Here is a 19,154-nt window from a genome sequence, read left to right as displayed (position 1 = left end):
TTGTACACACATGAAAGCCGCCCTGTCGCGTCAGCGGGCCGTAGGCCTCAAGGGCGGGGCTTCAGACCCAGTTTTTTGGTGAGCGACAACCTGGTTAGGGTGGACTTGGTGGAGCTAACGCAACCCGGCTTACTGGCAGTAATGCTAAGAAATGTTAAGCTAAGAGCTTAGATCCCGAACCGAGGTAGGCCCCATGGAATCCCTTTACGCCGGCGGCAACTTTTCTGATCCCTTCGCCAATCCCCCCATTTACTCTGCCATTGCCCTGCTCAGCTTTTTTGCCGTTATCTTTGGCATCCTTTTCAAGGACAAGTTGGAATACCAGGTAGCCCTTTGGCAGCTCAACCGGGATAGCCAAGCCCAAATTCGCTATCGCACTCCTGGGGTGATCCTCACCTACAGTCTCTGCTGCTTGTTTACCTTTGGCTTTGTGGCTGCGTGTTTGAATGTGTTTGGCCTGCCTATGGCTCTGGCCGCCTGCGTCGGTGGGATCCTAGTGTTGGGCACGGCAGGCTTGGTGTGGTGGCAGTTGGGATCCCTGCTGGCTCTGTTGGCTACGGGCGGCTCCCAGGCCATAGATATTGACTCTTACGGGGCAGGAGCCGTTTTGGATCCTGAGGCAGCAGCACCTACTGAAGGGGAATAGGAGCTGGGCCACCCCAATTGACCGAGGATTTCGGCGCTGCCATGGCAAGCCTGCAAACGTTCATTCTGGAATGAACTTGAGCAAGGCTGACAAGACAAACGACACGATGAAGCAGAGTGCTCTGCTGCCATAATGGCTTCAAGCCCCGCTGCTCTCTTTCCCATGAACGAAACTGCCCAGCCCGATCTCAGAGATCTCATCCTCGCCCTGGATCGGAAGATCGACCTGCAATTTACAGAAATGCGGGGCGAGATCCGCCAGGTGGAAACAAGGCTGCAAGGGGAGATCAAGCGGCTGGAAGAGCGGGTTGACGGGGTGGCGGTCAAGCTGAACGAAAGGATTAACAGCGTCGAGGTCAAGCTCACCGAGAAAATCGATGGCGTTGAGGCCAAGCTGAACGAAAGGATTAACAGCGTCGAGGTCAAGCTCACCGAGAAAATCGATGGCGTTGAGGCCCAGTTGAACGAAAGGATCAACGGCGTCGAGGTCAAGCTCACCGAGAAAATCGATGGCGTTGAGGCCAAGCTGAACGAAAGGATTAACAGCGTCGAGGTCAAGCTCACCGAGAAAATCGATGGCGTTGAGGCCCAGTTGAACGAAAGGATTAACAGCGTCGAGGTCAAGCTCACCGAGAAAATTGATGGCATTGAGGCCCAGTTGAACGAAAGGATCAACGGGATGGAAGGCAAACTGAGCGAGAAGATGGACGGGATTGGCAAGCGCTTGGACAACCAGGAGTTCATCAGCCGAGGGGCAATTATTACCCTAGTGGGTGGTGTGCTTACAGGTCTGATTAAGTACCTGTTTTTCTCCGACAATTGACTTTGGCTGCTGATGCAAACTCTTTGGCAAACCATCGCCCAGCACCTTGCGGAAGCGACAGGGGATCCCTTACGGCCCCTGCAGTATCGTTCTGTGGGCGGGGGCAGCATCAACGCCACCTATCGGTTTTCTTGCGCTTCCCAAAACCCTCTTGCAGAAGGGGCAAGAGACTACTTTGTCAAATTGGCCCGTGGGGGAGAAAGAGCGCTGGAGATGTTTGCAGCGGAAGCTGCGGGCTTGCAAACCCTAGCGGCTGCCCAGGCCATTCGCGTACCTCAGCCCATCATCTGGGGATCCGTAGGAGAGCAGGCCTACTTGGTGCTGGAATACCTGGAGCTAACCTCGCCCCGTCCGCACACTGCGGGTTTGTTGGGATCCCAGTTGGCCCAGTTGCACCGCACCCTATCCCCCAACGGCAGCTACGGCTGGGAGCGGGACAACACCATCGGCTCTACGCCTCAGATCAACAGTTGGCGGCAGAATTGGCCGGATTTTTATCGGGAACAGCGGCTGCTCTACCAGGTGAAATTGGCTTGCCAACAGGGGTATCGCGGCACGTGGGTGGCCCAAGCCGAACGGGTAATGGCGGAGCTGGAAGCCTTTTTTCAGGACTACAGGCCAGAACCCGCTCTGTTGCATGGAGATCTGTGGGGCGGCAACTACGGGGCCTTGGCCGATGGATCCCCGGTGATTTTCGATCCGGCCACCTACTACGGGGATCGAGAGACGGATCTGGCGATGACAGAACTGTTTGGCGGCTTTCCGCCGGAGTTCTATCGGGCTTATCAGCAGACCTATCCTTTGGATAAGGGATATCCTCACCGCAAGCCCCTCTACCAGCTCTACCACTGGCTCAACCATCTCAACCTGTTTGGAGAGGGCTACCTAGGCTCGGTGCAGCGGGCTTTGCAGCAGTGTTTGCAATTTCTTGGATAAATCGTATGGTTGTTCAGGTTAAGATGAGACGCCTGGGCTACTGATCGCGCCAGCGGGACGGAGTCCTTGAAAAACCTTCTAACCCCCTGCATTATTGCTCCGCAACGCTATTGCTCCGCAACGCTGACGCGAAGACGCGACCAACGGTTTAGGTGTGGGCACAGTGTTCTGAGTTTGAGTGGAAATGACGATATGTCCATTCCCAAGCCGTTCGCGCCAGTGGGACAGAGTCCTTGGGGGGTAGCTCCCTCTGGGAGAGAAGCTGGGGGTGAGGGGGATCTGTCTCGAAGTAAACTGATCTGAAACGGCTAGGGGGTCTTCTCCGGCGAGGATTCCCCTGCCATGACCACAGCCCCCATGTCCCCCAACAGGCGGGACTGGTTGCGCAATACTCCCAGCAAATTGAGCCGGCTGGCCCGTCGCACAGGATCCGGATCCATCACCAGAACGGCTTCAAAAAACTGGGCTACCTGAGGGGCTGCTGCTTGCAGAGCTTCCACCAAGGGGACAAAGTCTCCCTGAAGGGCTGGCTCCACCCCCAGGCGATAGACCTTCTGGCAAGCCTCGTACAACTCCCTTTCTGCCGCCTCCTGCAACTGGTCGGGATCCACGGCGGCTGCCGGATCCACCACGGCGTAGTCCAAGTCCCCTTGGGCTGCCAGGCGGGCACAGCGATTGAGGGTGGGATAGAGATCCGCCAATTCCCCGGTGGCCCGCAGGTGTTGCAGGTACTCCGCCCGCAGCAAAGTCAAGGGCAGGTTGCCCAGGGCCCGCATGGTGAGCTCGGCCTTCTGGGGATCCTCCGCTTTGACCGACTCGGGATCCCCCACCACAGCCCTGACCAAGTCGTAATCAATCCGTTTTTCCTCCTGCAAAAGGGTCTGTATCCGTTGGGCCAAAAACTCCTGCAAGGCTCGCAAGGTGTGGACATCGCCAAAGGCATAGTCCTGCACCACGCTCTGCAACAGCAAGTTGAAGTCAAAAGTCCAGCCGGCATCCCAGGCAACCAGCACCAGGCTGTTGGCGGCCCGCCGCAGGGCAAAGCGATCCGAGGAGCCGGTGGGGATCCGCCCCAAGCGAAACATGCCCACCAAGGTATCCAGGCGATCTGCCCAGCCCACCACCCGCCCCGTCAGTGCTGTGGGCAAAGCGTCCCCCGCTCCCAAAGGCCAGTAGTGTTGCTCAATCCCCTCGGCTACCGCCTCCGGTTCCCCATCCTGCCGAGCGTAGTCGGCCCCCATGATCCCCTGCAGCTCCGGGAATTCGTACACCATTTGGGTAACCAGATCCGCCTTGCACAGGTAAGCCGTGCGCTCCACCAGCGCTTGTTCCTGGGCATCCAAGTTCAAGGCAGCAGCAATGAGGCGGCTGATGTGGCGGATGCGCTCCACCTTGTCCCGCATGGATCCCAGCCCCTCAGCAAAGGCGACTGCCTGTAGGCGCTCCACCCGCTCCGCCAAAGGGATCCGCCGATCCTCTTCGTAGAAAAAGCGGGCATCCGCCAGGCGCGCCCGTACCACCCGGCTGTTGCCTGCCCCGATCCGCTCCGATTGCCCAGGGTCGCCATTGGAAATGGTGATGAAATAGGGCAGCAATTTCTGGGGATCCCGGCCATCCCGTACCGGGAAATAGCGTTGGTGGATGATCATCACCGTCTCGATCACCGCCGGCGGCAGGCGCAAAAATTCCGGCTCAAAACGCCCCAAAACCGCCGTCGGCCACTCCACCAACTGCACCACCTCCCGCAGCAGAGGGGCAGGGATCTGCGCTTCCCCATTCACCTGCCTGGCCAGCTTGGTTACCTCGGCCTGAATGTACGCTTCCCGCACTGCCGGATCGGGGCTGACCCCGGCCTCTTGCATTTGCTGAACGTAGCTCTCGGCCCGCTCCAGAGTGACCTGCTGGGATCCCAAAACGCGGTGCCCCCGGCTAACCCGCCCGGCCACCAAGCCCGGCATGGTATTGTCCTCGTGGGTCGGCAGCAGCAAAGGCAGCACCTGATCATCCCAAAGGGAAACCAGCCAGCGAATGGGGCGCGGAAACTTCAGATCCCCGCAGGCCCAGCGCATCAGCCGTTCCCCACTCAAGTTGGTAATCCAGGCGGGTGCCAATTCTTGGAGCACGGCTGCCGTCGGTCGGCCCCGCACCCGCTGCACCGCAAACACAAAGGATCCCTTGCCCACTTGCCGGATTTCCAGGCTGCCGGGATCCACCCCTTGTTTTTGGGCAAATTTTTCCCCGGCAGGAGTGAGCTGGCCATCTTGGTAGGCGACCTGAACCGGTGGCCCTTTCACCTCTAGGGTGCGATCCGGCTGCTGGGTGGGCAACCCCTGCAACAGAACCGCCAGGCGGCGCGGCGTACCGAAAAGCTGCATCTGCTCCGCTTGCAGATGAGCCTCCGCCAAAGAGGCCGGGATCCCGGTTCGCCACTGCTCTAGGGCCGAATCCACAAAACTGGCCGGGAGTTCCTCACAGCCGACTTCCAGCAAATAGGCAACCATACTCCTGTGCTCCGTAGGGTACCATCCCCACTTCCTCAATCAACATAGTCTATGGCTCTAAGCCTCCCTTCTGGCTCACGATGGTTCCGAAGCCGGGGTATCCCAGTTTACCAGGGGAGCTGGGGCGGAGTTGAGACAAGAGCTCAAATCCGCCAGACAACACTCCAAAGCCATCACTGCCAAGTTGACTCTGTAGCGGCAAGAGCCCCCTCTCCTTGGCGCAAGGGATAGGCCGAGTCCCGTGGCAAATGCACCACGATGATGGGAAGGCTGGGTCGGTTGCGGGCGATGGTCTCCGGCTCTCGGCCCAGACGCGACCGGTTGCCGGTTTCGCTGGGAACCAATACCAACACATCTCCTGGCTGCAGCGCTTTGAAGGCTTCCGCCACCACCCCCCCCTGCACCCGCTGAACCGGCAGGTGAGCATAGCTTTCTGCCACCAAGGCTGGGGAGCTTTTCCGCCCAGGTCGGGTTTGCATCAGCAGAATCTGCAAACCTGCTTTCAATTCGCCGGCCAGCGTTTGCGCCAGCCCAATGGTCTGCTGCAGGGATCCGGGAGAGACCTCCAGCTCCGGTGCAACCAAGAGGATGCGGCGCGCCGTCTCGATGGGTACCGGAAACCGCGTGATCAACACTGGGATCCCCACCTGCCGCACCACCGCGTCGATGATGCTGCCGAAAAAGTTCTCTGTATAGGTGGAGTAGCCCTTCCAGCCCAGGATCACCAAGGTCGCCTGCCGTTCCGCCGCCGAGCGAATGATCCCTTTTTCCACCGAGTCATCCACCCGCCGAATCGGCTCCACTCGGGTCACGGCGCTGTGGGCCAGAGCTTCTGCAAAGGTCAACAACTGCTCTTGCCGAGCCAGGGCTGCCGGCGAGATCCCAGCACGGTCAGACAAAACATGCAGCGGCAGCAGCGTTCCCCCGCCCTTTTTGGCCAAAATCAACGCCAACTGCAGCAGGTTGCTTTCGGTATCCGGGTTGGCCACCGGCACCAAGACGCGAGCTCCCCAATCTGGCTTGGGCAATTCAGTGGACTCTGCCGCCACTTCGGCTGGCTGCATTTGCTCTCCCCAGCGGGCCACAATCCAAGGCGAGGCAACACAGGTCACCAGGATCATGGCAATGGTGCCGTTCACCGTCAGCTCATCCACCAACTCCACCTGAAAAGCCACCGTGATCGCCGCCAGGGTAGCCGCCGCCTGAGCCATCGACAAACCGAACATGATCATCGTGCTGGCAAAGCGCCAGCCAAACAGTTGGGCCGGGATCCAAGCGGCCAGAAACTTGCTCACCACCTCCGCTGCGATCATCACCCCTCCCACCAGCAGCGAGCGCGGCTCTCCCAAGAGAATGCCGGGATTGATCAGCATCCCCACCGAGATCAAGAAAAAAGGCACAAACAGGGTGTTGCCAATAAACTGGATCCGGTTCATCAGGGGGCTGAGCTGGGGGATGATGGGGGTAATGGCCGTCCCGGCCAGAAAGGCTCCCACCACCGGCTCAATGCCGATCAACCCCGCTCCGTAGGCCACCACAAACAAAGTGGCGATCACGAAAGTAAACTCTGCTCCCTCGTCGTGACCAAAGCGTTGAAAGAACCAACTGCCCAGCTTAGGCACCCCCCACAGGGTGGCAAACGTGTAGAGGGCAATGGAAGGGATCAACGTCAGCCAAAAGCGCAGCGACAGCTCCCCTTGGTGGGCGCGCACCACCACCGCCAGCACCAACAAAGCCAGGACATTCGTGATAAGGGTGGCCCCCAAAGTTGCCGTCACCGTCTGCAGGCGCATCAACCCCAGCTTCGAGATGATGGGCAGACCGATCAGGGTGTGAGAGGCAAAACAAGAGGCCACCAGCACCGCCGCCAGAAAGCCATACCCAATGGCCAACATGGCTGCTGTGCCGATGAGCATGGGCAACAGAAAGGTGAGCGCCCCGAAGATGGTGGCCTTCCCGGCATTGAGCTTCAAATCTTCCAGACTGGTCTCCAGCCCCGCCATGAACATGAGAAACAACAGCCCCACCGTGCCCAGCAGGATGATGGTCTCGTCCCGCCGCAAGATGCCCAAGCCGTAGGGCCCCACCACCAGCCCAGCCAAGATTAACCCGATGATCCCCGGCAGGCGCAGCCGCTCAAATAGCAAGGGAGCCACCAGCATGATGGTCAGGATGATCAAAAACACCAGCACCGGATTCTCAACAGGGCCGATCAGGGCTAGAGGGATCCCCGAAATTTGCAGCCAGTTAGCCAGCATAAATCACCCGACAGACAGCTAATGAACAGACCCGGCAAAGCGCCCGCATGAGTCTATCAGATCCCTCCAGATCCAAGTAGCTCTCGATGCCCCACAGACTTTGTCCGGCCTTCAATTACTGGCAGGGCGTTTAATAAGTATTCAAAAGTAAGTACATCAGACACATTAAGACACATTAAGCAGTGAAAACAGCTTGGCAGTAGTGCCCAGAGAAAGGCGGGAGAAACCCCCGAGAAACACGCATTAGAATCAGAGGGTACATGCTCTTGGGCTGCCCATGAACCAGCTTGCTCCTGGAAAAGTGATCGGCCAGCGCTATCAACTGGTTCACAGCATTGCAGCAGGTGGCATGGGGCGGGTGTTCAAGGCTGTCGATACGCGCCTGTTCAACCGTCCGGTGGCGGTCAAGCTGTTGCACCAAAACTTAGCAGGCGATGACAACACCCGACGCCAGTTGCACAAACGTTTTCAGCAGGAAATTCGCATCAGCACGCTGCTGGGGGAGCACCCTGCCATTGTCAAGGTATTGGACTATGGCCTAGAGAACGACCAACCTTACCTGGTGATGGAATACCTGACGGGGCGCAGTTTGGGGGAGCTGATGCTCAAGCAGCCGGTGCTGCCGCCTCAACAGGTGGTGAGGATTGCCCGCCAAGTGTGTGCCGGTCTCTATTACGCCCACAACCTAGAGACCGAGCAGGATGGCCATCTCATCAAGGGGGTGATCCATCGCGACATCAAACCCAGCAACCTCTTCGTCCTAAAAGATGAAACGTTGGGGGAGACCGTCAAAATCTTGGATTTCGGCATTGCCAAGCTCCTCAGCGACGTTTCCCTTGCCCTCGGCACCCAGACCACCGGCTTTTTGGGTACGGTGCGCTATGCCTCTCCCGAACAGGTGCGCGGGGAAGCCCTGGATGCCCGCTCGGATATCTACTCGCTTGGCGTAGTGCTCTACCGCATGTTGACCGGGCAACAACCTCTGCGACCCAAGAGCGATTCTTTCCCCGGCTGGTACGAGGCCCACAATTACCAACAGCCTCAGCCCTTCGATCGCTCGAATTTGCCCTATGAGATTCCGCTGGAGCTGGAACAGGTGGTGCTCTCCTGTCTGGCCAAAGATCCCGACCGGCGGCCCCAAGATATGAAGGTTCTCAGCGCCCAATTGGAGGGATCCCTGCACTCCCAGAGCGCTGCCAGCTCTTCCCTCGCGCCCCCCCCAACCGCACCCATCTTCTCCGAGCGCACCCTGGCGGCGGTGGATGCAGGGCAGTCGGGCACACACCTGCTCAGTACCCAGGCAGAGCCCGAGGCCAAGCCGTTTCCCCTCTGGGCTGGGATAGCCCTTTTTGTTGTCATTGCGGGGAGCACCTTCTGGGGCCTGCGTCTGCTGTTGGATCCGGGCCCAGGCAGCGAAAGACCGCCTGCTGCCCCCGAACGCCCCCTTCCAGTCGGCGGTGCAGAGCACCCTGAGCGGGATCCCTCAGCCACTCCTGAACCTCTGCTGGACTGGCTGCTACGGGATCCGGAGGGCAAACCGGTGTTTGAGGATGATCCCGCCCCCGATCCGGGAATGGGTGAGTCTGCAAGCGAGCCCACACCCAGGCCGGAGGCAACTTCAGGGGCAGTGTCCCCTACTCCTCAGCCCCCCGCTCCAACTCGGCAGGTGTCCCCTCCCACTCCAGTGCCTGCTGCGCCGCCGCCCCGACCGGTTGCCGTGCCCACGCCCGCTGCTCCACCTTCTCCAGCCCCTGTCCCGGCCAAGCCTCTCCCCCCGCCGCCCATCAATCAACCTTTGTTTCCCCAAGTGAACCGGGTTGCTCCAACTCCTGCTCCCCCTGCAGCACCCCCAACCCAACCCCCTACCCCCGGCTTTCTGGAGCGGTTGCGCGAGGAGCGAGAACGCTTGGGGAAAGACTAGGCGCAAAAAAGGGATCCCTAAGGATCCCTTCGCAAACAGAGACATAGGGCTAGTCCTCGATGGGATCCCCCGTCAAGGGATCCCAGAACAGGTAGAGTCAGGCGGCAGCCAGCCGGGCATTGGCGGCATCCCAGTTCACCAGGTGCTCCAGGTAGGCGCTGATGAAGTCAGGCCGCCGGTTTTGGTAATCCAGGTAGTAGGCGTGCTCCCACACATCCAAAGTGAGCAGGGGCGTTTGGCCGTAAACCAGGGGGTTTTCGGCATTGGGGGTTTTGGTGACCTTCAGGGTGCCGTTGTCCAGCACCAGCCAGGCCCAACCGCTGCCAAATTGGGTGGCGGCTGCCGTCTTGAAGGCTTCTGCAAACTTGTCATAGCCGCCAAAGTCGGCGTTGATCTTGTCGGCAATAGGCCCGGTAGGCGCACCTCCCCCGCCTGGCTTCATGGATTCCCAGAAAAAGGTGTGATTCCAAACTTGGGCAGCATTGTTGAAGATACCCGCTTTGTTGGGATCCCCAAAGGTGGCCTTGATGATTTCTTCCAGAGACTTGTTGGCCAGATCGGTGCCCTCGATGAGCTTGTTCAGGTTGGCTACGTAGGCCGCGTGGTGCTTGCCGTGGTGGAAGGAAAACGTTTCTGCCGACATGTAGGGCTTCAGCGCGTCGGCAGGATAGGGCAGAGCCGGGAGTTCAAAAGCCATAATCGTCTGTCCTCTGTGTCTTGTGCAAGGAATGCAAGAAAGAACGCGGTGAAGGGTCAGGAGAACCAGAAAAAGGCGTTACCTTTCTTTGCAGTCTTAGTGTAACTCAGAATCAGTACGCGCTGGGATCCCTTGGACACCTCGATTCCGGTTGGAACCCTGCTCGACCCCAGAGAGGTGGAATCGCGGCTGTCTCAGCGCAATTGCCGATAACCACTTGTTGGCCAGCGGTTGGAAAAGCGAGATGTCCCAGCTACAGAGGGCTAACGGGATCCCTCCCGCAGCAGCTCGATCAGCAGGGGAGCGACATCCCTGAGCAGGGGGATCAAAACCGCCGTGATGGCGGCAATGGTAACCACATTGCGGGTGAAGTTGAGGGTATCGCGGCTGAGCTGGAAAAACCGCTCGTCCCACCGTTTGACCTCGGCCTCGAGGCGCTCCTCGGCTCTGGCAATGCGCTCCTCGGCTCTGGCAATGCGCTCCTCGGCCCTGGCAATGCGCTCCTCGGTGCCGGCAATGGTTTGCAGCACCTCTTGGTTCTGTCGGGTCAGTTGGGCGATGGCCTGGGCATTGGCCTCCACCGTGCGCTCGATACGCGCCAGCCGCTCTTCGCTGTAGGTCATGGATCCCCCCTAGGGACGACGGAACTGATGCGGGCTGGGAAAGTCCTGGGGTGGGATCCCTTGCAGAGCCTCGGTCATAAAGCGCTTCCAGGTGGGGGCAACAAAGGCCCCGCCGGCGGTGCCGGGCAGCATGGGGGAGTTGTTGTCGTTGCCAATCCAAATGGCGGTAGACAGTTGCGGCACATAGCCGATGAACCAAGCGTCGCGGAAATCAGAGGTGGTGCCGGTTTTGCCGGCTACAGGTCGCCCATCGTCCAGACGAGCTGCCCTCCCGGTGCCTTGGGTCACTACCCCTTTGAGGATTTGGTTGAGCGTAGCCACCGCCCAGGGATCCAAAACCCGCTGCGGCTGAGGCCTGGCCTCGAAGAGGATTTGGCCGTTGCGATCCACCACCTGGGCCAAGAGGGTCGGCTCCACCCGATATCCGCCGTTGGCAAACACCGCATAGCTAGCCGCCATCTCCAGGGGGCTGATGCTGGCCGAGCCCAAAGCTGTGGCCAAGTTGGGGAACATCTCGGCAGTAATACCCGTGGCCTGAGCCGCTGCAATGACGTTGCGGATCCCGACATCATCGGCCAACTTGACCGTGGGCACGTTGCGGGAGAGCTCCAAAGCCCGAGCAAAGGTGAGGGGGCCATAAAAGGTGTTGTCGTAGTTTTTCGGGCTGTAGGGCGGCGAGCCGGGATAGGTGACGGGGGTATCTTCCAAAATGCTGCCGGGTGAATAGCGCCCGCTGGCCAGAGCCGCGTAGTACACATAGGGCTTAAAGGTGGATCCCGTTTGGCGAAACGCCTGGGTGGCGCGGTTAAATTGGCCCCGCTGAGCGTTGATCCCGCCCACAATGGCCTTCACATAGCCGGTACGGGGATCCACTGCCGCCAAAGCCATTTGATCGGCACGACGAGCTGCCCCAATGCGGGGGCCATCTTCATTGACAATGCGCTGGGCAAGGCGCTGCAGACGCAGATCGATGGTGGACTGAACCCGCAGACCTCCTTGCATTAGAGCTTGTTCCCCATAGCGGCGCCGCAGCTCCGCCTCAATGGCGTCGGTAACTGCTGGGGCGTTACTTTGAAAGGAGGTAATGCGGCCTAAGGTCAGCTTTTGCTCCCGCGCCGCCTGGGCTTCCTCGGGGGTAATCCACTTCAGCTCCACCAGACGATCCAGCACCAGGTGTTGCCGCCGTTTGGCTCCCTCCAGGTTGCGAAAGGGGCTGAGGGTTTCCGGGGCCGGCAGGATCCCAGCCAACATCGCCGCTTCAGCCAAGTTCAGTTCAGACGCATCCTTGTTGAAGTAGCTGCGGGCCGCCGCCTGGATGCCGTAGAGATTGTGCCCCCAGTACACCTGGTTGAGGTACATCTCCAGGATCTCGTCTTTGCTGAAGACCTGTTCTAGGCGCACCGCCAACACGATCTCGGCGACTTTACGGCTGAGGGTACGCTCCGGCCTCAAAAACAGGTTCTTGACCAACTGCATTGTCAGGGTGGATCCCCCCCCCGCCGAGCCTATACCCCCCTCCACACTGCCTAGGATCGCCCGGCCCAAGCTGACCGGATTAATGCCTGGATGGGTGTAAAAGTGGCTGTCTTCAATGGCCAGCAAGGCCTTTTTCATCTCCGGCGAGACCTGTTCAAGGGAGATCACTTCCCGGTTGGCCTCCCCGTGTAGGCTGGCAATGGGCTCGCCCCGAATATCGACGATGTGGGTGGTGGCAATGGGCACGTAATCCCGCAATTGATGCACGTCCGGCAAGTTGCGGAAGCTAATGGCCAGCCCCACCAATCCGGCAGCCGTTGCCGTGGATCCCAAGAGCAGGGATCCCAGCAACAGATTGCCCACCACACCGGCAACCTGGGCAATCCGGGAGGGGCGGGTGGGTGGGGTATAGTCGGCGTGCTCGTCAAACCCCGATCCGGAAAAAGGGGAATTGGAGACACGCTCCAACCCCGGCTTTCTCGCCCGGCGGGCCAATGGTCTGCGACCGTAGGTCACGTCAAAAACCCTGTCACGTCCGTGTTGCGAAGCAACAACAAGCCAGACCCATTATAGGGCGGCGTCTATCGGCCCGGCAGGATGGCCAACCTCACCCATCGACAACTCCAACCGGGCTAGGTGGAGCGAGTTGAGAGCCGACCATCTTTTGCGTGGGCTTAATTTGCGTGGGCTTAAAATGGCTCATGGGTTCAGCCGGAGGAGCAGGATTTGAGTTTATCGTCAGCCTCAGTTTCGCCAACGTACCGGGATCCGTTGATAGCCCAAATTGTTGAGCGGGGGGTGGCCGAGATCTTTCCAGGAGGAGCTGCTGCCCTGGCGGAGCGCTTGGCGCAAGCGGATCGTCCCCTGCGGGTGAAGCTGGGCATCGATCCCACCCGACCGGATCTGCACCTGGGGCATTCGGTGGTGTTGCGCAAGCTGCGGCAGTTTCAGGATGCGGGCCATGTGGCCATTTTGCTCATTGGGGACTTCACAGCTCTGGTAGGGGATCCCACCGGCCAATCGGAGGCCCGTCCCCGCCTCACCCCGGCAGAAGTGGAGGAAAACGCCCGCACCTATCTGGAGCAAGCCGGCAAGATTTTGGATTTTGAGACCCCCGGTCGGCTGGAGGTGCGCCGCAACAGCGAGTGGCTGGCCCGCCTGACTCTCAGTGAGCTGATCGAACTCCAGGCCCAGATGACGGTGGGGCAGATGTTGGCCAAAGAAGACTTTGCCCAGCGCTACCAAGCCGGGACGCCGGTATACTTGCACGAATTTCTCTACCCCCTCTTGCAGGGTTACGACTCGGTGGCCCTCGCAGCCGATGTGGAACTGGGGGGAACCGACCAGCGCTTTAACCTGCTCACCGGGCGAGATCTGCAAATCTGGAAGGGCCAAACGCCGCAGTTTTGCCTGACGGTGCCGCTTTTGGAGGGGTTGGACGGGTACCAGAAAATGTCCAAGTCCAAAAACAACTACGTGGGGCTGACTGAGGATCCCCTCACCATGTACTCCAAGCTGGAGAAGGTGCCGGATCACCTGGTGGAGCGCTACTTTGAGTTGCTCACCTCAGTGCCCCTTGCCGAGCTGCCGCAGGATCCCCGCCAGCGGCAGATCCTCCTAGCCAAGACCCTAGTGGCCCAGTTTCACTCCCCTGCAGCGGCAGAAGAGGCCCAGCGCACCGCCCAAGCCCTGGTGCTAGACGGTATTCTTGCCGAAACGGGATCCATCCCCACCTTTGCCATCGATGGGTTGTCTTACCCTGTTAAACTCAGCTACATCCTGCGTGAGTGTGGCCTGTGCAAGAGTGCTGCGGAAGCCCGTCGGCAGATCCAAGGGGGCGCTGTGCGCCTGGATGGGCAAAAGGTGGAGGATCCCGACCTGGAGTTTGCCCATGTCTCGGAGCTGGCAGGACGGGTTTTGCAGGTGGGCAAAAAAGCCTTTCGCCGGCTGGTGGAGGGCGCAGATTAGTCTTCCCCTCTCCCTGTGGGAAAGGGGTGAGGGGATCCATCAACGGGCAGGCTTGAAGCCGAGTCCGGTTTTTTTCTGCCTGGTCTTGGCTGGGGGATCGGACAGAGGAGAAGCTGACGAAGTTGGCGGGAAAACGGGCTCCGGTTTGGGCCGGATCGAGCCTGCCTCGGCTACTGCCTCAGAGAGCTTTTGCCGCACCAGCTCCTGAGTCTCCAAAATGTTGGGATCCGCCGCCCATTCCGGGGCCTCTCGAACGGGATCATCCTCGGAGGTGAACTCCAGGTCGTAGGTCTCGGCGCGGTAATCGGGGCTGAAGCATTCCCAAGCCCGCAAACTGTAAAAATAGGGGAACAAACGCACAATGCGCTCAATATCCAGGTGCGCAGCAAAGCGACGAAAAGCCTCTTCTTCAGACACCGGAAAAGGGGCGTAATGTTCTGAAACAAACCACCGCAAGAACTTCCGCGCCTCTGGGATGATCTGCTGAGCAGGCAGGGATCCTACCACCCCTGCATTAAAACAGTTCACCAGCAGATGCTCCAGCATCACCGCGTTGTACTCGGCAAAGCAGGTTTGCTCGCGGCTTTCCACCGGCTGCCAGGGCATGTTGCCGTTGGCGGCAATGAGCAGGTGAACAAGGTCATGGGAGGGGTTGGTTTGGATGTAGCCGTGCCCCTCCAACTTGGCGCCATCGCAGCTAAAGAGCTGGTGTTGGGGGCTCCAATAGAACTTGAGTTGCTTTGCCGCCATGTTCAGTTCTCCTCCTCACCCAGGGGATCCTTTTAGAGCTTACACCTGCACTGATGAGCTGCTATGAACTATAGGCCACGGAGGAGAGCGCCGGCTTATTTGACAATTGGTCAGCGAGAACGCTTGCCACAAGTGGCAAAACAAAGGGGTCTTTATCTCGAAGCAATTCTCGGAGCAGACAGGCTTTAGCCGCCCTACTAGGCTCAAAGCTGAGACCCGCTGTGCTCGCATTGTGAAAAAAGATGAACTCGAGATCCTCTAACTGCAGTAAAAATCTTTACGCCTACACCAAGCGCTACAGTAGCTTTCGGAATTACTGGGTGGTACTGTAACTCCGTACTTTCATGCCACCCCACTATGCTTGCACTGGCAGCTGCAATGACTGTAAAAATACAGCCCGGTCAAGTAAAAAGCTAAAAAGCTGGTTGGCTGCTTCTCCTGGTGCTCGTGGGAAGCTGCCTTGTCGGCTGTGGCTCTTCCGGCGGTACAGGCATTGATCCGTCTGCTGTGGGATCCCAAGCTCGCCTGACGTTCAATGGGGCTCTGACCCGCTCCTTTTCTGGCACACAAGGGGAAATGGAGTTCAACATCGCCCTCCTGCAAGGCGGGGATCCGCCCCAACCAATAACCCAGCTCTCTGCCAGTCAGGTCAGCCTGCAGGTAAACCGGGTAACCGACTTGCTAGGGATCCCGCAGCCGGTAACCTTGACCCTGACACCCACCCGGATCGAAAATCCCCCGCCGGATCTGCCTCAGCGGCCTTTGCTCATGGCTGTGCTGATGGATGGCTCAGGCAGCCTGCTGGTCTTGGATCCCCAATCTCGGCGCTTCCTGGCTGTTTTTCGGCTCCTGGATCAATTTCGCCCTGCACTCCTGGATCTGGGCGCCATTCTGCGCTTTGACAACCGGGGAGCAGGCTTTGGCGTTACAGCCCTGGGGCAGCCTCTGCGCACGGCTCAGCTATTGCAAGACTTCACCAGCGACAGAGAGCTGCTGAGACGAGGGGTTTTGCGTGCTGTTCCCGGAGGGAACACCGCCCTTTACGATGCCACGGTAGAAGCCGGGCGTTTCTTGAGCGACTTTCGGCCCACCGAGCGTTTCAACCGCCGCTTGGTGGTATTCACCGATGGGATTGACAACGAAAGCACCCGCTCCATCAACCAAGCTACTCAGGAGCTGACAACTTTGGCCAGAGAGCGAGGACAAAAACTCACCGTGTATGTGGTTGGGTTGGGGGTCGATTTGAATCTTCTGGAGTTACAGCGTCTGGCTGCAGCTACTGAGGGGACTTTTGTGCTGGCACGGTTTTCTGAAGGGCTGGAAGCTCCCTTTGCCAACTTATTCCCTGCTGCCATTGGGGAGCACCGCCTGCAAATGAGGGTGCAAAGCAATGTTCCGCTATCTGCTGGTTCTTATCTTCTCAGTGGCGAGCTGAGAGTTGAGAGAGAAGGCAGCCGTTTTGTGGTGCCTTTTAGCGACGCCGTTCTCACGGTGGGATCCCGCTAGAGCACTTGGCACCCTTTTGACTTCATCTATCCACCCTACTAACTAAAAAAAGCGGGGCGATAAGAAGATGCTTCAACGACCAAGACTCTCCAAACGGTTTTGTCAACAGGCTGCCCTTGCCCTAGCTGCTCTGGCAGGCTGCCTAGCCCCTCTGTTGAAAAGTTGCGGTGGTACCTCCAGCAGCCCCTCGACCGTGGGGTCGCCGCCAAGGGATCCCGGCTCTGGCTCTGGCTCTACCTCTGCCATTTTGGGATTGGTGGTTGATCCCTTTGCTCAGCTTTGCCCTTCAGGCTCAACAGCCGCCCTTTGTTCGGGAGGGCCGCTCTTTTCAAGAGGCAATAAGGTTGAGTTGTTCAACCTAAGCTCAAGAGGGGACATTTTGTTGCCTGCCTTGTCAACCACTGCCTTGGAGGGCAACTTGCGGTTCACCATCCCCTTTTCCGGATCGATTACTCAGCCGCCGGGGAAATTGGTATCGGTTCAGTCCAATCTCCTGGGCCAAGGGCGTCAGTCCGGCCAGCCTACACCCCTGCGGGGATTTATTTTCAGCGCAGCCGTGGATGTTTCCCCTTGGAGCGAAGCCCTTTATCGCATCTTGCTGCGGGAACGGGATAGAGTGTCTTTCTTCAACTTAGCGCCTCCAGAAATTAGGGATCTGGAAAACATTTTGTTTTTCAGCGTACCTCTTTCCAGAACAGCGCGAAACTTGGAGGAGATCATCACTGACATCATTCGACAAGCGGATCAACTTAGTTTTAATCAGCTCCGCTTTGTGGAGGATCTTATTCGCGTTTGCTATGCCCCAGAAGGTAATCAATCGGATCAGCCCTGCCGCCTCCGCATTCCGGTGCCCCTACCTCCTGCACCGACGGACTTTCCGACACCTCGACCCACCCCACCGATAGAGCTTCCAACTGCTCCGCCCACAGGGGTGCCTGCTCCTGAAGCTCCCGCTCTTCCCACCATTATTACCAACAGAGCCGTGGTTCGTTCAGCATCGGGCTCGTTGCTCTTTAGCAACCCGGTTTCGGTGAGGGTAGATAACTGATGGCTGCCTCGTTTTAGTCAAGTTTGGTCAAGCTGGTTTTGTGTTCTGAGAGAACGCGCTGAGAGAGCCGAGGAGTGTTGAATGCTGACCTCAAAACCGTCTTCATTTCGTCCTGGTCAACTGGAAAGATTGCTTTGCTTTTTTAGTCGCAGCTTGGGCACCGTTTCCACAGCCCTGCTAATGGTTCTCTTGGGGGTAGAGCAAGCTAGCTTCTCTGCGTCTAGGGAAACGTCTCTACAACACCCCAAGCAGGATGAGCTGGTCTTTATCGATCAAGCCTTGCCGGACTTGGCGATCTTGCTGGCAGGCATTCGTCCTGGAGCGGAAGTTGTTTTTCTGGATCCCAATAGAGATGGGATTGAGCAGATCACAGAGACACTGCGAGGACGAAAAGGCATCAAAACCCTGCACATCCTGTCTCACGGGCAGGCAGGCTCACTCTCCTTGGGCAGAAGAGTTCTTAACCGAGAAAACTTGCCCGAGTACGCGGACCTACTGGCAAAGTGGAAATCTAGCCTTGCGGACGATGCGGACATTTTAATCTACGGCTGCGAGGTGGCGGCAGGGCTGGAGGGCAGACTTTTCATAGAGCAAATAGCCCGCCTGACAGGAGCTGATATCGCTGCTTCTACCAACCTCACAGGACATGCCAAAGCTGGAGCAGACTGGGTTTTGGAAGCCACAGCTGGCAGCGTTACTGCCCCTACGATTGTAGTTGAAGGAATCATTGATCACAGCTACCAGCATACACTCCAAGTAGCTGCTATTCCCACGTTGGGTACTGGATCTGTCCTAACAGATATTCAAGTGGGTGGTCAAAAGCTCTCTCTAATCGATGCAACCACTCAGGTTGTTCTGAGGCGGGTTGATAACAGCAATGCGACTGGCACCTGCAACATTGTCTGGGTTATTCCGCCAGCCACTCCTGGCACTCTAGGAATTACGTCGATGGAGCAAGCTATCCTAATCAATCCCTCAAACCCGGTTATCAAAGCTGGTGTGGATAATCTATTTACAAATACTGCCAGTGTGAATAGTAACAACATTGAGAGAGCGGACTTTATAACCCCAACCGGAATAACTGCCCCTTTTACAAACCTTGATAAGATTGGCTTCCTACTTCTAGATAGAGGAGGAAACGATCCTTTTAAAATTGCTGCTATTACGAAACTCAATCCAAATCCCACACAATTTGTTTATGGCTCTGTCATCTCGGTCCCGGCTACTGGTTGGGGAAAAGGAACAGTGATATCACTTACAAATGTTCACAGCGACAATTGCGGAACTGCCAGTCTGGATAAGAATATTACAGCTGGCATAGCTAATCAAAAATTGTCGGGTGTTTTCGTAAGTTACCAGGCTCTGGGCATAGGACCTGGTAAAACGTTCTATGGTTACTCACTAGTTGGGAATGACGTAATTGGCTCAATCAAAGACTTCACAACGTTTCCGAACAATACGACAGAGGCTGACGGCGGTTGGGACATGACAGCAGGGGGGGGCATCGTTGCTTACAACCCCGTTGCTAAAAATGACTCAGCCACCACCCCAGCCAATACATCGGTCACCATCAATGTGCTGTCCAATGACACAGCCTACGTTTTTAGCTTGGATCCCGCTACCATTGACTTAGACCCGCTCACTCCTGAACAGGAAACCACCCTGACAGTTGCTGGGCAAGGCACATATACCGTTGACACATCCACTGGGAAAGTCACTTTTACTCCGGAGCCAGGTTTCACAGGTACTACAACTTCAATCAAGTACACAGTAAAGGACACGAAAGGGTTAATTTCTAACGAAGCAACCATCACTATTACAGTCAATCCTGCCTCTACCCCGACACCAACGCCAACGCCAACACCGACACCGACGCCAACACCGACACCAACCTGTCTCTTAGGCACCGCTGCCGCTGCCGACGTTTTGCTGTGTGTAGCTGTCGGTGGTCGCCGTTGAATTAAAAAATGTGGGGGGGGGTGGGGGGGTGAGGATTTCGCGG

At 58.0% G+C, this 19,154-nt stretch carries 14 protein-coding genes; 8 read left to right on the top strand and 6 right to left on the bottom strand.

Going from position 1 to position 19,154, the window contains the following annotated elements; translation table 11 throughout:
* Positions 1 to 193 precede the first annotated feature (193 nt).
* The 3 genes from NW816_RS13670 (at position 194) to NW816_RS13660 (ending at position 2,404) form a co-directional block, all read left to right on the top strand.
* Positions 194 to 646 carry a hypothetical protein gene (locus NW816_RS13670; RefSeq protein WP_414358508.1) on the top strand — a complete coding sequence of 151 codons (453 nt, stop codon included), beginning with the start codon at positions 194 to 196 and terminating at the stop codon, positions 644 to 646.
* A gap of 162 nt (positions 647 to 808) precedes the next feature.
* Complete coding sequence (locus tag NW816_RS13665) at positions 809 to 1,468, top strand: hypothetical protein (RefSeq protein ID WP_414409514.1); 660 nt, start codon at positions 809 to 811, stop codon at positions 1,466 to 1,468.
* 12 nt (positions 1,469 to 1,480) lie between these two features.
* Entirely contained in the window at positions 1,481 to 2,404 is a 924-nt protein-coding gene (locus NW816_RS13660; RefSeq protein WP_414399149.1) for a fructosamine kinase family protein, read from the top strand.
* 308 nt (positions 2,405 to 2,712) lie between these two features.
* Here NW816_RS13660 and glyS read toward each other — a convergent pair whose 3' ends face one another.
* Both glyS and NW816_RS13650 read right to left on the bottom strand, forming a co-directional pair.
* On the bottom strand, positions 2,713 to 4,905 hold the full coding sequence (gene glyS / locus NW816_RS13655) for a glycine--tRNA ligase subunit beta (protein WP_414409513.1): 2,193 nt from the start codon (positions 4,903 to 4,905) through the stop codon (positions 2,713 to 2,715).
* A gap of 173 nt (positions 4,906 to 5,078) precedes the next feature.
* Entirely contained in the window at positions 5,079 to 7,163 is a 2,085-nt protein-coding gene (locus tag NW816_RS13650; protein ID WP_414409512.1) for a cation:proton antiporter, read from the bottom strand.
* 277 nt (positions 7,164 to 7,440) lie between these two features.
* Between NW816_RS13650 and NW816_RS13645 the strand changes: the two genes are divergently transcribed.
* Complete coding sequence (locus NW816_RS13645; RefSeq protein WP_414409511.1) at positions 7,441 to 9,084, top strand: serine/threonine protein kinase; 1,644 nt, start codon at positions 7,441 to 7,443, stop codon at positions 9,082 to 9,084.
* A gap of 97 nt (positions 9,085 to 9,181) precedes the next feature.
* Here the strand turns inward: NW816_RS13645 and NW816_RS13640 are convergent, their stop codons facing one another.
* From NW816_RS13640 to NW816_RS13630, 3 genes are all read right to left on the bottom strand, one after another.
* A complete protein-coding gene (locus NW816_RS13640) occupies positions 9,182 to 9,781 on the bottom strand; it encodes a superoxide dismutase (RefSeq protein WP_414380927.1) in 600 nt (199 codons plus the stop codon).
* A 263-nt stretch (positions 9,782 to 10,044) separates the two neighbouring features.
* On the bottom strand, positions 10,045 to 10,404 hold the full coding sequence (locus NW816_RS13635; protein ID WP_414409510.1) for a hypothetical protein: 360 nt from the start codon (positions 10,402 to 10,404) through the stop codon (positions 10,045 to 10,047).
* A gap of 9 nt (positions 10,405 to 10,413) precedes the next feature.
* The gene (locus NW816_RS13630) at positions 10,414 to 12,396 is read right to left on the bottom strand and encodes a transglycosylase domain-containing protein (RefSeq protein WP_414409509.1); all 1,983 of its coding nucleotides are present in this window, start codon (positions 12,394 to 12,396) and stop codon (positions 10,414 to 10,416) included.
* 255 nt (positions 12,397 to 12,651) lie between these two features.
* Here NW816_RS13630 and tyrS point away from each other — a divergent pair, with 255 nt between their 5' ends.
* On the top strand, positions 12,652 to 13,848 hold the full coding sequence (gene tyrS / locus NW816_RS13625; protein WP_414409515.1) for a tyrosine--tRNA ligase: 1,197 nt from the start codon (positions 12,652 to 12,654) through the stop codon (positions 13,846 to 13,848).
* Positions 13,849 to 13,887: 39 nt separating this feature from the next.
* On the opposite strand, the gene NW816_RS13620 is transcribed toward tyrS, so the two are convergent.
* Positions 13,888 to 14,598 carry a hypothetical protein gene (locus tag NW816_RS13620; RefSeq protein WP_414409508.1) on the bottom strand — a complete coding sequence of 237 codons (711 nt, stop codon included), beginning with the start codon at positions 14,596 to 14,598 and terminating at the stop codon, positions 13,888 to 13,890.
* Between the two features lie 447 nt (positions 14,599 to 15,045).
* Here NW816_RS13620 and NW816_RS13615 point away from each other — a divergent pair, with 447 nt between their 5' ends.
* From NW816_RS13615 to NW816_RS13605, 3 genes are all read left to right on the top strand, one after another.
* Complete coding sequence (locus NW816_RS13615) at positions 15,046 to 16,104, top strand: vWA domain-containing protein (protein WP_414409507.1); 1,059 nt, start codon at positions 15,046 to 15,048, stop codon at positions 16,102 to 16,104.
* Positions 16,105 to 16,495: 391 nt separating this feature from the next.
* Positions 16,496 to 17,152, top strand: coding sequence for a hypothetical protein (locus NW816_RS13610; RefSeq protein WP_414409506.1), 657 nt, complete (start codon positions 16,496 to 16,498; stop codon positions 17,150 to 17,152).
* 81 nt (positions 17,153 to 17,233) lie between these two features.
* The gene (locus NW816_RS13605) at positions 17,234 to 19,111 is read left to right on the top strand and encodes a DUF4347 domain-containing protein (RefSeq protein ID WP_414409505.1); all 1,878 of its coding nucleotides are present in this window, start codon (positions 17,234 to 17,236) and stop codon (positions 19,109 to 19,111) included.
* Positions 19,112 to 19,154: the final 43 nt, after the last annotated feature.

It is taken from the genome of Synechococcus sp. W55.1, assembly GCF_047461655.1.
Taxonomy (GTDB): domain Bacteria; phylum Cyanobacteriota; class Cyanobacteriia; order Thermostichales; family Thermostichaceae; genus Thermostichus.
This window is presented reverse-complemented; position numbering and strand designations above follow the sequence as displayed.